At 44.1% G+C, this 17,542-nt stretch carries 13 protein-coding genes; 5 read left to right on the top strand and 8 right to left on the bottom strand.

Annotated features, from left to right (window positions below):
* Positions 1-11 precede the first annotated feature (11 nt).
* Positions 12-3,059 carry a formate dehydrogenase-N subunit alpha gene (gene fdnG / locus LDO51_RS06060; protein WP_225576715.1) on the bottom strand — a complete coding sequence of 1,016 codons (3,048 nt, stop codon included), beginning with the start codon at positions 3,057-3,059 and terminating at the stop codon, positions 12-14.
* Positions 3,060-3,234: 175 nt separating this feature from the next.
* On the opposite strand from fdnG, the gene fdhD reads away from it, so the two are divergent.
* The gene (gene fdhD / locus LDO51_RS06065) at positions 3,235-4,065 is read left to right on the top strand and encodes a formate dehydrogenase accessory sulfurtransferase FdhD (protein ID WP_225576716.1); all 831 of its coding nucleotides are present in this window, start codon (positions 3,235-3,237) and stop codon (positions 4,063-4,065) included.
* Positions 4,066-4,083: 18 nt separating this feature from the next.
* Here fdhD and LDO51_RS06070 read toward each other — a convergent pair whose 3' ends face one another.
* The 7 genes from LDO51_RS06070 to rpmH all read right to left on the bottom strand — a co-directional run bounded on the left by LDO51_RS06070 (position 4,084) and on the right by rpmH (position 10,642).
* Entirely contained in the window at positions 4,084-5,409 is a 1,326-nt protein-coding gene (locus LDO51_RS06070) for a hypothetical protein (protein WP_225576717.1), read from the bottom strand.
* 195 nt (positions 5,410-5,604) lie between these two features.
* A complete protein-coding gene (gene dinD, locus LDO51_RS06075) occupies positions 5,605-6,453 on the bottom strand; it encodes a DNA damage-inducible protein D (protein WP_225576718.1) in 849 nt (282 codons plus the stop codon).
* A 303-nt stretch (positions 6,454-6,756) separates the two neighbouring features.
* A complete protein-coding gene (gene mnmE / locus LDO51_RS06080; protein ID WP_225576719.1) occupies positions 6,757-8,121 on the bottom strand; it encodes a tRNA uridine-5-carboxymethylaminomethyl(34) synthesis GTPase MnmE in 1,365 nt (454 codons plus the stop codon).
* Between the two features lie 111 nt (positions 8,122-8,232).
* On the bottom strand, positions 8,233-9,894 hold the full coding sequence (gene yidC / locus LDO51_RS06085; protein WP_225576720.1) for a membrane protein insertase YidC: 1,662 nt from the start codon (positions 9,892-9,894) through the stop codon (positions 8,233-8,235).
* Between the two features lie 2 nt (positions 9,895-9,896).
* Positions 9,897-10,157 carry a membrane protein insertion efficiency factor YidD gene (yidD, locus tag LDO51_RS06090; RefSeq protein WP_006660611.1) on the bottom strand — a complete coding sequence of 87 codons (261 nt, stop codon included), beginning with the start codon at positions 10,155-10,157 and terminating at the stop codon, positions 9,897-9,899.
* Positions 10,121-10,480, bottom strand: coding sequence for a ribonuclease P protein component (rnpA, locus tag LDO51_RS06095; protein WP_006660612.1), 360 nt, complete (start codon positions 10,478-10,480; stop codon positions 10,121-10,123). Before rnpA ends, yidD begins: the two co-directional genes overlap by 37 nt.
* A gap of 18 nt (positions 10,481-10,498) precedes the next feature.
* Positions 10,499-10,642, bottom strand: coding sequence for a 50S ribosomal protein L34 (gene rpmH / locus LDO51_RS06100; RefSeq protein WP_004906236.1), 144 nt, complete (start codon positions 10,640-10,642; stop codon positions 10,499-10,501).
* An 802-nt stretch (positions 10,643-11,444) separates the two neighbouring features.
* On the opposite strand from rpmH, the gene dnaA reads away from it, so the two are divergent.
* The 4 genes from dnaA to gyrB are packed head-to-tail and all read left to right on the top strand — an operon-like array spanning position 11,445 to position 17,479.
* Positions 11,445-12,836: a chromosomal replication initiator protein DnaA gene (gene dnaA, locus LDO51_RS06105; RefSeq protein ID WP_225576721.1), complete on the top strand. Its 1,392-nt coding sequence runs from the start codon at positions 11,445-11,447 to the stop codon at positions 12,834-12,836.
* 5 nt (positions 12,837-12,841) lie between these two features.
* Positions 12,842-13,942, top strand: a complete 1,101-nt coding sequence (gene dnaN / locus LDO51_RS06110) for a DNA polymerase III subunit beta (RefSeq protein ID WP_225576722.1) — start codon at positions 12,842-12,844, stop codon at positions 13,940-13,942.
* Positions 13,943-13,951: 9 nt separating this feature from the next.
* A complete protein-coding gene (gene recF, locus LDO51_RS06115; RefSeq protein ID WP_036950667.1) occupies positions 13,952-15,046 on the top strand; it encodes a DNA replication/repair protein RecF in 1,095 nt (364 codons plus the stop codon).
* Between the two features lie 18 nt (positions 15,047-15,064).
* The gene (gyrB, locus tag LDO51_RS06120; protein WP_225576723.1) at positions 15,065-17,479 is read left to right on the top strand and encodes a DNA topoisomerase (ATP-hydrolyzing) subunit B; all 2,415 of its coding nucleotides are present in this window, start codon (positions 15,065-15,067) and stop codon (positions 17,477-17,479) included.
* The last annotated feature ends 63 nt before the right edge of the window (positions 17,480-17,542 follow it).

Consider the following 17,542-nt stretch of genomic DNA (forward strand, 5'->3'; position numbering starts at 1 on the left):
AATTTATCTCCTTACACCTTTTCCACGTTGACAAGGAATGATTTAAATTCCGGCGTCTGAGTATTCGCATCACCTACATATGGCGTTAATGTGTTGGTGATAAAGCCCTTCACTGCAACACCTTCAAAGCCCCAGTGAATTGGAATACCGATGGTATCGATGTCTTTTCCATCCACTTGCAGGGTTTTAATGCGTTTAGTGACCACAGCTTTCGCTTTGATGTAACCACGTTTAGAACTGACTTTAATGGTGTCGCCTTGCTCAATGCCTTTCTCTTTCGCTAAGCGTTCGCCAATTTCAACAAACTGTTGCGGCTGAATAATCGCATTTAACAGTGCATGTTTAGTCCAGTAGTGGAAATGCTCAGTCAAACGATAGGTAGTACCCACGTATGGGAACTCAGTCGCTTTACCCATTTGTGCCCAGTCGTCTTTAAACACACGAGCAGCAGGGTTTGAAACCACATTTGGATGCAGCGGGTTAGTATCCAGCGGCGTTTCGATTGGTTCGTAGTGCTCTGGGAATGGACCTTCAGCCATCTTATCCAGTGCAAATAAACGACCCATACCTTCAGGCTGCATGATAAATGGACCGACACCGCTTCCCGGCGCTGCTGTGCTGTAGTCTGGAATATCCATACCTACCCACTTGCTACCATTCCACTCAAGGATTTGGCGCTTCGGATCCCATGGTTTACCCATTGGGTCAGCAGATGCACGGTTATAAATCACGCGACGGTTCAGTGGCCATGCCCATGCCCAACCTAATGTGTTACCCAGACCTGTTGGGTCGGAGTTATCACGGTTAGCCATTTGGTTACCTTTCGGTGTCCAACTACCAGAGAAAATCCAGCAACCACTTGCCGTCGTACCGTCATCACGTAATTGAGCAAACGAGCTAAGCAGTTCGCCTTTTTTCACAATCACGTTTCCGTCAGCATCTTTCAGGTCTGCTAGCGCATAACCGTTATTTTCTTTTGCCACTTCTTCTGGTGTTGGGTTATCACGGTCAAGGTAATCCCATGTCATGCTCAGAACCTGTTCAGGGGCGGCGCCACCTTCAGTTTCATACATTTGACGCAGGCGATGATAAATACCAGATAGGATTTCACCGTCACTGATAGCTTCACCTGGGGCATCCGCACCTTTCCAGTGCCACTGTAACCAACGTGCTGAGTTAACAATTGAACCGTTTTCTTCAGCAAAACAGCAAGATGGCAAACGGAACACGGTTGTTTGGATATCTTCCGGTTTCACATCATTCATTTCGCCGTGGTTTTGCCAGAAGTTAGCCGTTTCTGTGTTCAGCGGGTCAATCGTAATTAAGAATTTCAGCTTAGAAAGTGATTTCGAGACTTTATTCTTGTTCGGGAATGAGGCTAATGGGTTGAAGCCTTGGCAGATATAGCCGTTAACTTCGCCCTTATCCATCATTTCGAAATAACGCAGAACGTCGTAGCCCTGATCCCATTTAGGTAATAGGTCGAAGCCCCAGTTATTCTCTTTCTGCGCTTTATCGCCATAGAAAGTTTTCATTAAGCTGACGAAGAATTTAGGGTAGTTACCCCAATAGTTCACCTGATCAGCAACGGTTGCTTTTGGTGTATTCGCCGCTAAATAGCTTTCTAAGGTTGTTTGTTTTTCTGATGGTAATGTCAGGTAACCTGGTAAGCTCTGAGATAACAGACCTAAGTCAGTCAGACCTTGGATGTTGGAGTGTCCACGCAGTGCGTTCACACCACCCCCTAACATCCCCATGTTACCAAGCAGTAACTGGATCATCGCCATGGTACGAATGTTCTGCGCACCAACGGTGTGTTGAGTCCAACCCAGCGCATATAAGAAGGACGCAGTTTTGTCTTTCGCGCTAGTTTCTGCAATGTATTCGCAGACTTGTAAGAAGTCTTTGATTGGCGTACCGCAGATGTTGTTAACTACTTCTGGGGTATAACGGCTTACGTGCTCTTTCAATAAGTTCAGAACACAACGTGGGTTTTTCAGAGTCGGATCGCGCAGCGCTAAGCCGTTCTCATCCATCTCATAGTTCCACGTGGTTTTGTCGTATTGACGTTTTTCTGCATCGTAACCGGTGAACAGACCGTCATCAAAACCAAAGTCTTCACGGATAACTAAGCTGGCGTTGGTGTACGCCTCAACGTATTCACGTTGAATTTTTTCGTTATCCAGCAAATATTTGATAACACCTGACAGGAATGCAATATCAGTTCCTGAACGGATAGGCGTGTAAAAATCCGCCACTGCCGCAGTACGGGTAAAGCGTGGATCGATAACGATTAATTTTGCTTTATTGTGGATTTTTGCTTCCATCGCCCAGCGGAAACCGACTGGATGCGCTTCTGCCGCATTACCACCCATAACAACGATCAGGTTTGCGTTTTTAATGTCAACCCAGTGGTTGGTCATCGCACCGCGACCAAATGTTGGAGCAAGACTTGCTACCGTTGGTCCGTGTCAGACACGCGCTTGGTTATCTACGGCAAGCATGCCGAGGGAACGACTAAATTTTTGAGTAACAAAACCTGTTTCGTTACTACCTGCTGATGCACACAACATACCGGTGGTTAACCAGCGGTTAACTGTCACACCATCTTTATTTTGTTTAACGAAGTTTGCATCACGGTCTTCTTTCATTAACTTGGCGATGCGGTCAAACGCGTCATTCCAAGTGATGCGTTTCCATTCGTTAGTGCCTGGTTCGCGAACTTCTGGATACTTGAGTCGACTCTCACTGTGGATAAAGTCGATTAATCCTGCACCTTTAGGACAAAGTGCACCACGGTTTACCGGATGATCCGGGTCCCCTTCAATATGAAAAATGCTTTCTTTCGCATTCTTCGCGCCATCACCGAGGCTGTACATTAACAGCCCACAGCCGACAGAACAGTAGGTACAGGTATTTCGTGTCTCTTTTGCACGTAGTAATTTATACTGACGTGTAGAGGCTAATGCAGTTGCTGGAGCAAAACCCAGCGCTGCTGCCGTTGTACCTGCCATACCGCCAGCGCAGATCTTAAAGAACTGCCTTCTGCTGACTTGCATGGGGGATCTCCTCATATACATTGCTCATGTTTACCTAACTTCGTCACAAAATTTGAGGTAAACTGTTCTTATTCAACGTCTTCCTTACGTATTCAGGTTCATTGCCTGACAAATGGTGTAAATTCTTTTTACCCATATCGAATATTATGTATCATTAGTGATAGGAATTCACCTAATGTATGAAACAAATATTACAAATAACTCTAGATTATCCAAAATGATTGGCGTTCACCCTACAACCGTGCAACAAAAAAACAACCTCGGGTCATTGGTTAATGATTTTGTTGCAGAGGAAATCCCTATCGCTCTCGTTTATAACGGGATATCTCACGTGGTAATGATGGCGACACCCAAAGATCTGGATGATTTTGCTGTCGGATTTTCATTATCAGAAGGGATCATACAATCCCGTGATGAAATTCGCGGAATTGATATAGTGCAAGGTTGTCACCGAGGCATTGAAGTTCATATTGAGTTATCAAGCCGCCGTTTTATGGCACTCAAAGAGCGTCGACGTAATCTGACTGGGCGAACTGGCTGCGGTATTTGCGGTACAGAACAGCTCGATGAGATATTTAAGCCTATCACTGCACTGCCATTCACTCAAACATTCTCATTATCTTATCTCGATAACGCCCTACAAGAATTGAAGACTGTTCAAGAAATTGGCGCATTAACCGGTTGCACTCATGCCGCTGCATGGATCTCCCCTGAAGGTCGATTAGTGGGCGGATGTGAAGATGTGGGTCGTCATGTCGCGCTAGATAAATTACTCGGAATGAAAAGCCGTTCAGATTGGCAACAAGGCGCTATTTTAGTTTCTAGTCGCGCAAGTTATGAGATGGTACAAAAAGCTGCAAGCTGCGGTGCGGAAATTCTGTTTGCGGTTTCAGCCGCGACGTCATTAGCGATTGAAGTCGCCGAGAAAGCAAATTTAACGCTGGTCGGTTTTTGCCGCCAAGGTAAAGCCACGGTGTTTACCCATCCGAGTAGGGTGAGGAATTAAGTTTCCTATAAACGATAATCATTGACTGCTTGATATTACAAATTTCATGTCGTATCCATTAAGCTTATGACCATGCCAAGGTTCAATGGTCAATAATATTGTTTTATTTTCATATTTTTCATCATACGACTCACAATCTAGGATAGATTTCATCATCTTTGGGGATAAAACTTGATTTAAGCTAGAAACACTCAATGCTTCTGCCATATGCGCAAATTGTTCGCACACAGAGGGAGCTCTATTAACATCATTTATATTCCCTATGAGTTTTAACGTATTAGCTATATCTTCTGAACCTTCAATATAATAAGCGATATTATCAGGCATCCACCCATCATTAAGCTCCTTCATGGGCGACTGTGCAAACCAGTTTTCATCATAAGATTTATTATAAAACCCTGATTCAAGACCCTGATCTACAAGAAATTTTCTAGCCTTTTGAGGGTTCCATCCCTTATCTTTTGGAACATCCTTTGGATTTCGTTCTGCAGCCCTTAGTTTAAAAATATGTTTGAACGAATTAATAAGGTCAGAATATGAATTCACATTATATCTAACTATATGATAACGCCACCTATCGACAAGACTTATTCGGAAATTAAACAATATAACTGCGTAAAATTTTGCTATATATCTAAGGTGTTTATTCTTTATCGAAATTTTAGTGCATGAAAAAGCCACATCATATGTTGAATAAACCATTAAAAGAAATAAAAATGGTAAATAACAAAGAGTTAATAATGGTGGAACAATGAAATCATATGCCGTTTTTATTTTACCAAAATCATCAAAATGAGTTATTAACATAAATACGGTATAGACAACTAGAACAACACCAAATAGAGATAAGCAAAATTCTAGTAATGTTCTTACCTTGCTATATTTTCGATCAGTCTTAGATACCACAAGCATAGCTACTACTAGCGTTGAAAAAGGCACTAATATAACCTCTATCCAGAAAGGAAATGTATACACTCCTACAATAAATTGGATCACAGCTAATAACTTTAGTTGATCTATAACGAGATTTTTAAAAAGAGTTCTATCTATTTTTATTTTTTCAAGCTTAAATAAAGACATAAAACCAATAGACACACACCAAAAAACAGTGTTTTTCAATTGTTCTATATTCCATAAATTTAATTTTGATAGGCAATATGCCACAACAGCTATATACGCAATCATAAAGCCAATCACAGATAGTATTCGCCTAGAGAAGAAAGCAGAGAGAACGCCTTTAAAAGCAGGGCTTATATCTTTTCTCTTTGGAGAAAATGAAATTAATATAATAATAATTAACAACCAAACTGTAATGGCAATTTCTCGGCTATTCAGAATATCCATTAATGTCCTTATGAGCCATTAGCTTCGTTCTATTCAGGTACCGAAGCTTGAAAAATAGTTCAGTAGCGGATTCAATAAGTCAAATGACACGCTATGGCCAGTGAGTATTAATTGAGCTTTTATAACATATAGACAGTTTATAGTAACAAATACAAGACATTGCTTCGCTTACTCTATTATCAGGTAACTCAATAGCTAATCACTTTCACCCAATGTATCCGGGTTTTTTCGTGATTTTTTCTCTGCTGAAGCTAAACGACGCTCCACTTTTTTTACACCCTCCGCTGGAGGTAATTGCTCTGGATGTATACCACGGTTAATCAGCGTTTCACGTACCGCTTGATTATTCGTCACATGCTCGCGTGATATTTCCTGTTCATGAGCCATTTGTTGTGAACGAGCATTATGAATCGTTATCTCCGCGGCGAAATCCTTCGCTTTTAAAATAATTGTTGGAGCAAAATCAGCTAACGGACGGTTATCTGGTACTTTCCATTTAGTTTTCATGGTTTGAGTACTTTTACCAAACAATGCAGTATCTCCTTTGCTACGTATCAATGCAAAGTTTTGGTTTCCGCCTGTTTGCTCAAAAATAACACAGGAGAGCTCTTTTTCCGTTGCAGACAATTTTTGCCGTGCCTGTACTCTTTCAGCTTCAAGTAAACGCTGTGCGATTAGTTCCGCTTTACGAGTTTGCATAGCAAAGTACGTTTGTGCGAAAGCAATTTCTTGTTTGCGAGGATCGCCATTCTGAGCGATTAGATAGCAAGCATAGCGAGTTAACATCACATCATCGATTTCACGGTGACTACCCGAGCCGAGTTCCACCATTTTCCCGACATCGGTAAAATGGTCTACCACCATATGCCCACTAATTTCACACGCCGTTTTTGCCTTAGAGATAACGCTAACAAAATTATCCCACTTCGCATAACCTAATAGGTGCTGCAAATCTCTTGCTAACCAGTATTCAACACCGCTTTCTGCCTGCTGGGCATGACTTTCATAGGTCATTGTCAGTGTTTGAACTTGCTGCTGTTCCATATTGAAATTCCCCTACTTCAATTTGCGTCACACGACACTATCTTGGTCTATACCCTGCCGTTTTACCTTATCTATTGGCGAGATTATATCCACACCTTGGCTATCAGCAGTAAGCTAGCAAATTTAAAATCCTAGAAAAAGGGCAAACACCAAACAAATTGACGTACTCGAGAAGGATCACTTATCATTCTGCAGTGGTACTTAAAAATAGTTATTACCATTTTCCAACCCACAAAGAAAAATGGGCTTTTCTATTACTAGAAAGCCCACTAAATTAATAACTTGTTCTGGTTATTTTTCCCATTACTTCCCAATACAGAAACTCGAGAAAATACGCCCTAACAAATCATCGGAGGTAAATTCACCGGTGATTTCGCTCAGTTCTTGCTGAGCTAAGCGTAACTCTTCAGCTAATAACTCACCGGAGCGAGCGTTCACTAACTGGTCATAGCCTTGGGCAAGGTGGATTGCGGCATTATTCAATGCTTGTAAGTGACGACGACGGGCGAGGAATCCCCCCTCCGTATTACTGTTGAAGCCCATCGTCTCTTTAAGGTGATCGCGCAGCAAATCGATGCCTTTTTCTTCACGGGCAGATAAACGGATCAGTGGGTAACGGGCATCAGCGACAAATTCTATGGATTCCCCTGTTTTATCTGCTTTATTACGAATAACAGTAACAGGCAACGTTTCTGGTAAGCGAGCCATAAATTCAGGCCAGATTTCTTGTGGCTCCGTAGCATCCGTTGTGGTGCTATCTACCATAAATAGAACACGGTCGGCTTGTTCTATCTCTTGCCATGCGCGTTCGATACCAATGCGCTCCACTTCATCGCTGGCTTCACGTAAACCTGCGGTATCAATGATATGCAGTGGCATACCATCAATATGAATATGTTCGCGCAGCACGTCACGAGTGGTGCCTGCAATATCCGTCACAATCGCTGCTTCGCGCCCCGCTAATGCATTTAATAAACTCGATTTTCCTGCGTTTGGACGGCCGGCAATCACCACTTTCATGCCTTCGCGTAGCAAACTGCCTTGACGAGCCTGTGAGCGAACATCTTCTAAGTCCGCCACCACTTCGTTTAATTTGGCTTCAATTTTACCGTCAGATAAGAAATCAATTTCTTCATCTGGGAAATCAATCGCTGCTTCCACATAGATGCGCAAGTGAGTGAGTGCTTCCACTAACTGGTGGATATGAGATGAAAAAGCGCCCTGTAAGGAATTCATTGCGGAACGAGCCGCTTGCTCTGAACTGGCATCAATCAGGTCGGCAATCGCTTCGGCTTGCGCCAAATCGAGTTTGTCATTTAAAAATGCACGCTCAGAAAATTCCCCCGGGTTGGCAATACGGATATTAGCAATGGTCAGAATTCTTCTGAGTAATAAATCGAGGATAACAGGACCGCCATGCCCTTGTAGTTCAAGAACATCTTCCCCCGTAAAAGAGTTAGGTCCCGGGAAATAGAGAGCAATCCCTTGGTCAAGGACAGAGCCATCTGCATCACGAAATGGCAGATAATCGGCATAGCGCGGCTTCGGTAACTTTCCGAGTACTGTTTCAGCAACAAGGGCGGCTTGCGGGCCGGATACACGTAAAATTCCAACCCCACCACGACCGGGAGCGGTTGCCTGTGCGACGATAGTATCGTTGATTTGCATGATGTTTCTCTGTCTATGACTAAAAAAATTGAGGCGACCCTAAATGGATCGCCTCAATGTTACTATAGAATCTGGCTTTGTGAAGCCCTCTAAACTCGATTGGAATTTAGATTATTTCTTCGCTTTCTTATCACGGCTATGTAAGCCACGTTTTTCCAGACCACGGTAAATAACCTGCTGCTGGATAATGGTGACTAAGTTGCTCACGATATAGTACAGAACCAGACCTGATGGGAACCACAGGAAGAACACGGTAAACACGACTGGCATGTAAGTCATGATCTTCTGCTGCATTGGGTCAGTCACAGTCGTTGGTGACATCTTCTGGATAACAAACATCGTCACACCCATCAGCACTGGCAGGATGTAGTACGGGTCTTGAGCAGACAAGTCTTGGATCCAGCCAAAGAACGGTGCGTGACGCAGTTCAACAGAACCCATCAACATGTAATACAACGCAAGGAAGATTGGCATTTGGATCAGTAGCGGTAAACAACCACCCAGTGGGTTTACTTTTTCTGATTTGTACAGCGCCATCATTTCTTGGCTCATACGTTGTTTATCGTCACCAATACGCTCACGCATTGCAGCCAGTTTAGGTTGCAGTAAACGCATTTTCGCCATTGAGGTGTACTGCGCTTTAGTCAGCGGGTACATGATACCACGGACGATAAAGGTGATAACGATGATGGCAATACCCCAGTTACCGACGAAACCGTGAATGAATTTCAACAGTTTGAACAGTGGCTGAGAGATAAACCATAACCAACCGTAATCTACGGTTAAGTCTAAATGAGGAGCAACTTCCGCCATTTCTGACTGAATTTCAGGACCAATCCACAGAGTAGAAGAGTAGGTCGCAGCGCCATTTGATGCGATGGTCAGAGGTTCGCTCTTATAACCAACGATGGCTGATTGCTTATCAAGATCAATGGTGTAGAAAGTGCTTTGCTCAGAAGAAGCCGGGATCCACGCAGTTGCAAAGTATTGTTGCAGCATCGCGACCCAACCACCTTTGGTTGTCAGGCTTAAGTTTTTATCTTCGATGTCACTGAAACTATATTTTTTATAGTTATTTTCATCAGAAGAGTAAGCCGCACCACGGTAGGTATGTAGAGCAAAGTTACTGCTGCCAGTATCACGTTGTTCTGGTAAAGCGATGGTTTGCTTTAATTGACCGAAGAACGCAAGCGTTAACGGCTGCGCAGTTGGGTTTTGAATGTTGTATTCAACATCAACTGTGTATTTGCCACGCTTCAGAATGTACGCCTTCTGATAAACCACACCGTTATTATCGGTGAAGGACATCGGAATACGTAATTCGTCTTGACCATCTTTTAACTCAAAGCTTGCTGCATCTGAAGTATAAAGAGGGCGTTGACCATTGTTATTCGCTGGGTTGTCTGGACCATGAGGACCGATCAGACCACTTTGTGCCTGATAAACAAAACCTGGTGTGGTTTCCAATAAACGGAATGGGTTTGGTGAATTCAGGGTTGCAGGATAGGCTAACAGGTCAGCCTCATCGATATCACCACCACGTGTATTGATACGAATATCAAGTACGTCGGTTTTAACGGCAATAAGCTTACCTTGTTCACTACCTGTGACCGCTTGACCATCATTGCTTGCACTGCTCGGCATGTCCGTCTTTTGCTGCGAAACTTGAACAGCCTTGGTTTCCTGAGCAACTTTATCGCTCTCCCAAGCCTGCCAAACTAAGAACGACACGAACAACAAAGCGATGAGTAGAAGATTGCGTTGGGAATCCATCGTTATAATTCTCTATTATCATCAGTTTTTCTAGGTGGGACAGGATCATCTCCACCAGCGTGTAAAGGGTGGCATTTTAATACGCGTTTGGCTGTTAACCAACTACCTTTTAGCATACCAAACCTGCGCAATGCCTCAATTCCGTAATTAGAGCATGTGGGATTGAAACGACAACGAGGTCCTAACAACGGACTAATAGCCAGTTGGTAACCTCTGATCAGCATGATCAGGACTTTTGAGCCAAGCGACGGTGACGACGCCATAACTTATCCAATGATTCCGTAATCTGTTGATTGTCGAGATCGGCTACCCCTCTGCGAACCAGAACCACAAAGTCCATTGAAGGCAACTCATGTTGATGCAAACGAAAATATTCACGGGCTAATCGCTTGATACGATTACGCTCATGAGCACGTTTAACATTTTTTTTGGCGATGGTAAGACCGATGCGGGGATGCCCCAGCTCGTTAAGGCGACCAAGGATTGTTATCTCTGGGGAACTCGCCCTCTGCGGCTGCTTGAAGACATTGTCGAAATGCCTGGGAGTTAACAAACGTAACTCCCGGGTAAATGCGAGCGTAACCACTATAGAGGGCTAGCTTTATTACTTAGATGAAACGGTCAGACGAGCGCGGCCTTTAGCACGACGGCGAGCCAGAACCTGACGACCATTTTTAGTGGCCATACGAGCACGGAAACCGTGTGAACGGTTGCGCTTCAGTACGGACGGTTGAAAAGTGCGTTTCATAACGATTTCTACCTAACTTTAAAATTTATTACTGATTCAGTAAACGCGTTGGCAACCAGTGGAAACTGATTTACACCTGTGCCTCTATCGCAACAATATAGAAAGAGGCAGGATTGTAATAAAACATAGGGGGTCACGTCAATAAAATGACGTAATCAAACCACTTTTTATTTAAACCTGGCTGACCGGTTTGCCGATATGTGCTGTGACAAGCTACGTATGGAACTCATTTATACTGTCTTTTAGGCAAGTCTAACAGTTTAACTTTCAATCAACTCAAGCGTTTATTGATGTTACCCACAAAACCATGCTGCCTAAATTCATCATAAAAAGTGACATTCGCAGTGTACACAGGGAGGAAGATTATACGGACTCCTCCCTAAAGCGCAAGGATCTTAGCGGGATCCCAAAATATTTTTTGATCTTGGGAGATAATTTCTATATATAGGCTAAAGTTATCCCCAGACATGTGGAAAATTTGTCGTTGCCCGCGATCACCCAGCAAAATTCTCCCCCATCATAGCCGCCTTATCACATTTGCCTGTGGATAAAAAGCATAAAAACTGTGTAAAAGAATGGAGATCTTGGGTGAATTTTGCGGTATGATCGCAGGTCTATTTCTGATCGGAGGATCAGGAATATGCTGTGGATAGATATGGTGAGTAAAAGTTAGTCAAACACCTTCTCTGGCCCCCTATTCTCTTAGTGACCACGAAAAGTGGCTAATGGAATAGTTGCCAGTAAAAAATTCTTAACGAAATCCGTAATTCTTGTTTCATTGACCTTGTTAGGGGAGTCCAACGTGTCACTTTCGCTTTGGCAGCAATGTCTTGCCCGATTGCAGGATGAACTACCTGCCACAGAATTCAGTATGTGGATACGCCCTCTTCAAGCTGAATTAAACGATAATACACTGGCACTGTATGCCCCGAATCGTTTCGTCCTTGATTGGGTGAGAGATAAGTATATCAATAATATCAACGAATTATTGAATGACTTTTGCGGTTCTGATGCCCCTGCTCTACACTTTGAAGTAGGTAACAAACCGATGACCATCGCGCCGGTGAGCCCTCAAGTACGCACTCATAATGAAATGCCTGCGTTCGCTGCGCCATCTGCACCGATGAAACCAAGCTGGGACAACTCAGCCAAAGTTCAACCCGATGTGTCATACCGTTCTAATGTAAACCCGAAACACACGTTTGATAACTTCGTTGAAGGTAAATCAAACCAACTGGCTCGCGCTGCTGCGAGGCAAGTTGCTGAAAACCCTGGCGGCGCTTATAACCCACTGTTCCTTTATGGTGGAACGGGTTTAGGTAAAACGCACTTATTACACGCCGTGGGTAACAGCATTATGCAGCATAAGGCCAACGCCCGCGTGGTCTATATGCATTCTGAACGATTTGTACAAGATATGGTCAAAGCATTGCAGAACAACGCCATTGAAGAATTCAAGCGCTATTACCGTTCTGTTGATGCATTACTGATTGATGATATTCAGTTTTTTGCTAATAAAGAGCGTTCACAAGAAGAATTTTTCCATACATTCAACGCGCTGCTTGAAGGCAACCAACAAATTATTTTGACCTCCGACCGTTATCCAAAAGAGATCAACGGCGTGGAAGATAGATTAAAATCCCGTTTCGGTTGGGGGTTGACCGTTGCGATTGAACCACCCGAGTTAGAAACCCGTGTGGCTATTTTGATGAAAAAAGCCGATGAGAACGAAATCCAACTGCCCGGTGAAGTGGCATTTTTCATCGCAAAACGCTTACGTTCTAATGTACGTGAGTTAGAAGGTGCATTAAACCGCGTTATTGCTAACGCGAATTTTACCGGTCGCGCTATCACTATCGACTTTGTTCGAGAAGCGTTACGTGACCTATTAGCACTGCAAGAAAAGCTGGTAACTATTGATAATATTCAGAAAACTGTTGCTGAGTACTATAAAATCAAAGTCGCTGATTTACTTTCTAAACGCCGTTCTCGTTCTGTCGCTCGTCCGCGCCAGATGGCAATGGCACTGGCGAAAGAGCTGACAAACCATAGTTTACCTGAAATCGGGGATGCTTTTGGCGGTCGTGACCACACGACAGTGTTGCACGCTTGTCGTAAAATTGAACAATTACGAGAAGAAAGCCATGACATCAAAGAAGATTTTTCAAATCTAATCAGAACATTATCATCTTAATTGCTATGAAATTTATTATAGAACGCGAGCAGTTATTAAAACCGTTACAACAGGTTAGTGGCCCATTAGGTGGACGTCCAACGTTGCCTATTTTAGGAAACCTTTTACTTCACGTAAAAGAAGGTGCTCTGCAACTGACGGGAACCGACCTAGAAATGGAGATGATGGCCAATGTTCCGCTCACTCGTGAGCATGAAATTGGTGCCACCACGGTGCCTGCGCGCAAGTTTTTTGATATTTGGCGTGGTTTACCGGAAGGTTCTGAAATCCAAGTCGAGCTTAATGATGACCGACTGCTTGTGCGTTCTGGACGCAGCCGTTTCTCATTATCCACCTTACCTGCTGCTGACTTCCCGAACTTAGATGACTGGCAAAGTGAGGTTGAGTTTTCTCTGCCTCAATCCATACTGAAACGTTTAATTGAAGCGACTCAGTTTTCAATGGCGCACCAAGATGTTCGTTATTACCTGAACGGCATGCTGTTTGAAACTGAAGGGCAAATGCTCAGAACTGTCTCCACAGACGGTCACCGCCTTGCGGTTTGTTCAATGGATATTGGTCAAGAGTTGCCATCCCATTCTGTGATAGTGCCTCGCAAAGGTGTCATGGAATTGATGCGCTTATTAGATGGTGGTGATGCGCCACTACAACTGCAAATCGGTAGCAACAATATTCGTGCTCATGTTGGCGACTTTATCTTTACCTCTAAACTCGTTGACGGCCGTTTCCCTGACTACCGCCGCGTTCTGCCAAAGAATCCAGATAAAACCTTAGAAGCTCGCTGTGATTTGCTTAAACAAGCCTTCTCACGTGCAGCGATTTTGTCTAACGAAAAATTCCGTGGCGTACGCTTATTCTTCAGTGAAAACCAATTACGCATCACGGCGAATAACCCTGAGCAAGAAGAAGCCGAAGAGATTGTTGATGTTAATTACCAAGGTGGTGAGATGGAAATTGGCTTTAACGTCAGTTACATCCTCGACGTCTTGAACGCGCTGAAAAGCGAAAATGTCACGCTGTTTTTAACGGATGCCGTTTCTAGCGTACAAATTGAAGACTCAGCAAGCCGCTCTGCGGTATATGTTGTCATGCCAATGCGTTTGTAATCAGTCCGTATGATCCTTTCGCGTTTATTGATCCGCGATTTTCGTAATATAGAAGACGCCGATCTCTCCCTTGCAACTGGGTTCAATTTTTTAATTGGGCCTAATGGGAGTGGCAAAACCAGTGTACTGGAAGCAATTTATACACTTGGACATGGACGAGCCTTTCGCAGCATTCAAGCGAATAGAGTTATTCGTCATGACCAAGAACAATTTATTTTACATGGTAAACTGGGACACTCAGACACCGAACGTAAAACATTGTCGCTGGGCTTGAGTAAAAACCGCGAAGGCGACAGTAAAGTCCGAATTGATGGCACCGACGGGCATAAAATTGCGGAACTCGCAAAGTTATTGCCAATGCAGCTCATTACCCCAGAAGGGTTTACCCTGCTGAATGGCGGTCCAAAATACCGACGTGCGTTTATCGATTGGGGATGCTTTCATAATGAAGCCCTCTTTTTTTCAACGTGGTCGGACTTAAAACGTTTGTTAAAGCAGCGAAATGCGGCTTTACGACAAGTGACTCGTTATGAGCAAATTCGCCATTGGGATCAGCAACTCGCCCCAATTTCCGAACAAATTAGCCAATGGCGCGGCGAGTATATTGCAGGTATCGCAGAAAATATTGAGCAAACCTGTAAACAGTTTTTACCCGAATTCTCACTTTCAGTCTCTTTCCAACGCGGTTGGGACAAAGAAATTGATTATTCAGAACAGTTAGAGCGGCAGTTTGAGCGCGATAGAGCGTTAACCTACACCGCATCAGGGCCACATAAAGCTGACCTGCGAATTCGAGCCAACGGCATTCCCGTTGAAGATATGCTCTCTCGCGGTCAACTGAAATTATTAATGTGTGCACTCAGGTTAGCGCAGGGTGAATATTTCACTCAACAGAGCGGGCAACAATGCCTGTATCTACTGGATGATTTTGCTTCAGAACTTGATTCTGGTCGCCGGCAATTATTAGCGGCTCGACTCAAAGCTACGCAAGCACAAGTGTTTGTAAGTGCTATTACACCGGCGCAAGTCAATGATATGATTGATGCCAACAGTAAGATGTTTAGTGTAGAGCAAGGCAAAATAGAAGTTCAACCTCAGGAATAGAAAGAGCAGGAAACGTTGATGTCGAATACATATGACTCCTCAAGTATCAAGGTATTAAAAGGACTGGATGCGGTGCGTAAGCGCCCGGGCATGTATATCGGTGATACCGACGATGGAACAGGTCTTCATCACATGGTCTTCGAGGTTGTGGATAACGCTATCGATGAAGCCTTAGCCGGTTTCTGTGACGATATCGTCATCACTATCCATGCCGATAACTCCGTCTCTGTCCAAGATGATGGACGTGGTATCCCTACAGGTATCCACGAAGAAGAAGGTGTCTCCGCTGCAGAAGTGATCATGACCGTTCTGCATGCTGGCGGTAAATTTGACGACAACTCCTATAAAGTTTCCGGTGGTTTGCACGGTGTAGGTGTTTCGGTTGTTAACGCCTTATCTGAAAAACTTGAATTAGTGATCCGCCGTGACGGTAAAGTCCACGAGCAAGTGTACAAACACGGGGAGCCACAAGGTCCTCTGACTGTGGTTGGTGAAACTGACCAAACAGGGACGCGTGTACGTTTCTGGCCAAGCATGGATACCTTCAAAGGTATCACCGAATTCGAATACGACATTCTGGCAAAACGTTTACGTGAACTTTCATTCCTAAACTCAGGGGTTTCCATCCGTTTAATTGATAAACGTGATGGCAAAGAAGACCATTTCCACTATGAAGGTGGGATCAAGGCATTCGTTGAGTACCTGAGCCGCAACAAAACCCCAATTCACCCATCCGTATTCTATTTCTCCACTGAGAAAGACGGTATTGGCGTGGAAGTTTCCATGCAGTGGAACGATGGTTTCCAAGAGAATGTTTACTGCTTTACCAACAACATTCCTCAGCGCGATGGCGGTACCCACTTAGCGGGCTTCCGTGCTGCGATGACCCGTACCCTGAACAACTACATGGAAAAAGAAGGCTACCAGAAGAAAAGCAAAGTCAACGCAACAGGTGACGATGCGCGTGAAGGCTTAATTGCCGTTATTTCTGTGAAAGTGCCGGATCCAAAATTCTCTTCTCAGACCAAAGAAAAACTCGTTTCTTCAGAAGTAAAAACCGCTGTAGAAACCATGATGAATGAGAAGCTGGTTGAGTATTTATTAGAAAATCCAAACGACGCCAAAATCGTTGTTGGCAAAATCATTGATGCTGCTCGTGCCCGTGAAGCTGCACGTAAAGCACGTGAAATGACCCGCCGTAAAGGGGCATTAGATTTAGCAGGCTTGCCGGGTAAACTGGCTGACTGCCAAGAGCGTGACCCTGCATTATCTGAACTGTACTTAGTGGAAGGGGACTCTGCGGGCGGCTCGGCAAAACAAGGTCGTAACCGTAAGAACCAAGCAATTTTGCCACTAAAAGGTAAAATCCTGAACGTGGAAAAAGCGCGTTTCGATAAAATGCTCTCTTCCCAAGAAGTTGCGACACTGATCACCGCATTAGGCTGTGGTATTGGTCGTGATGAATATAACCCAGACAAACTGCGTTATCACAGCATCATCATCATGACGGATGCTGACGTCGATGGTTCGCACATTCGTACGTTACTGTTGACCTTCTTCTACCGTCAAATGCCAGAAATCGTTGAACGTGGTCATATCTTTATTGCTCAGCCGCCACTGTATAAAGTGAAACGCGGTAAACAAGAGCAATACATTAAAGACGACGAAGCGATGGACGACTATTTGATCTCTATCGCGCTGGATGGCGCTGAGCTGCACTTAAGTGCAGAAGCCCCAGCCATGAAAGGTGAACAACTGGAAAAACTGGTTGTTGAATACAATGCGGCACACCGTATTATCCGTCGTCTTGAGCGTCTATATCCACAAGCGCTGCTGAACAGCTTAGTGTATCAATCCACACTGACTGAAGACGCACTGAAAGAGAGCGCGAAAGTTGAAGAGTGGGCGAAAACCTTAGTGGCACGCTTAGAAGAGAACGAGCAAGCGGGTAGCTCTTACAGCTATATCATTCATGAAAACCGCGAGCGTCAGCTATTCGAACCAACCATTCGTATCCGTACCCATGGTGTTGATAGCGACTACAACCTCGATTTCGACTTCGTTCATGGTAGCGAATACCGCCGTATCACCGAATTAGGTGACATCATCGGTGGATTGATCGAAGAAGGTGCTTATATTCAACGCGGTGAACGTCGCCAGAATATCGACAACTTCGAGCAAGCATTAGACTGGTTAAGCCGTGAATCTCGTCGTGGTTTATCTGTACAGCGTTATAAAGGCCTTGGTGAAATGAACCCAGAACAACTTTGGGAAACCACCATGAACCCTGAAACTCGCCGCATGATGCGTGTCACAGTCAAAGATGCCATTGCAACTGACCAGCTGTTCACGACCCTGATGGGGGATGCGGTTGAACCTCGCCGTGCCTTTATTGAAGAGAACGCCTTAAAAGCCGCGAACATCGATATTTAATCGATTTCCCAGCGAAATCATTGAATAACCCTATACTTCAGTATAGGGTTATTTTTTTATTTA

Source organism: Providencia alcalifaciens (assembly GCF_020271745.1).
GTDB classification, from domain to species: domain Bacteria; phylum Pseudomonadota; class Gammaproteobacteria; order Enterobacterales; family Enterobacteriaceae; genus Providencia; species Providencia alcalifaciens_B.

Excerpts from the sequence above, each read along its gene's own strand:
- yidD (WP_006660611.1), bottom strand. The coding sequence starts at position 10,157 with ATGGCGTCGTCACCGTCGCTTGGCTCAAAAGTCCTGATCATGCTGATC.
- LDO51_RS06070 (WP_225576717.1), bottom strand. The coding sequence starts at position 5,409 with ATGGATATTCTGAATAGCCGAGAAATTGCCATTACAGTTTGGTTGTTA.
- fdhD (WP_225576716.1), top strand. The coding sequence starts at position 3,235 with ATGTATGAAACAAATATTACAAATAACTCTAGATTATCCAAAATGATT.
- yidC (WP_225576720.1), bottom strand. The coding sequence starts at position 9,894 with ATGGATTCCCAACGCAATCTTCTACTCATCGCTTTGTTGTTCGTGTCG.
- dinD (WP_225576718.1), bottom strand. The coding sequence starts at position 6,453 with ATGGAACAGCAGCAAGTTCAAACACTGACAATGACCTATGAAAGTCAT.
- mnmE (WP_225576719.1), bottom strand. The coding sequence starts at position 8,121 with ATGCAAATCAACGATACTATCGTCGCACAGGCAACCGCTCCCGGTCGT.
- rpmH (WP_004906236.1), bottom strand. The coding sequence starts at position 10,642 with ATGAAACGCACTTTTCAACCGTCCGTACTGAAGCGCAACCGTTCACAC.
- dnaN (WP_225576722.1), top strand. The coding sequence starts at position 12,842 with ATGAAATTTATTATAGAACGCGAGCAGTTATTAAAACCGTTACAACAG.
- recF (WP_036950667.1), top strand. The coding sequence starts at position 13,952 with ATGATCCTTTCGCGTTTATTGATCCGCGATTTTCGTAATATAGAAGAC.
- gyrB (WP_225576723.1), top strand. The coding sequence starts at position 15,065 with ATGTCGAATACATATGACTCCTCAAGTATCAAGGTATTAAAAGGACTG.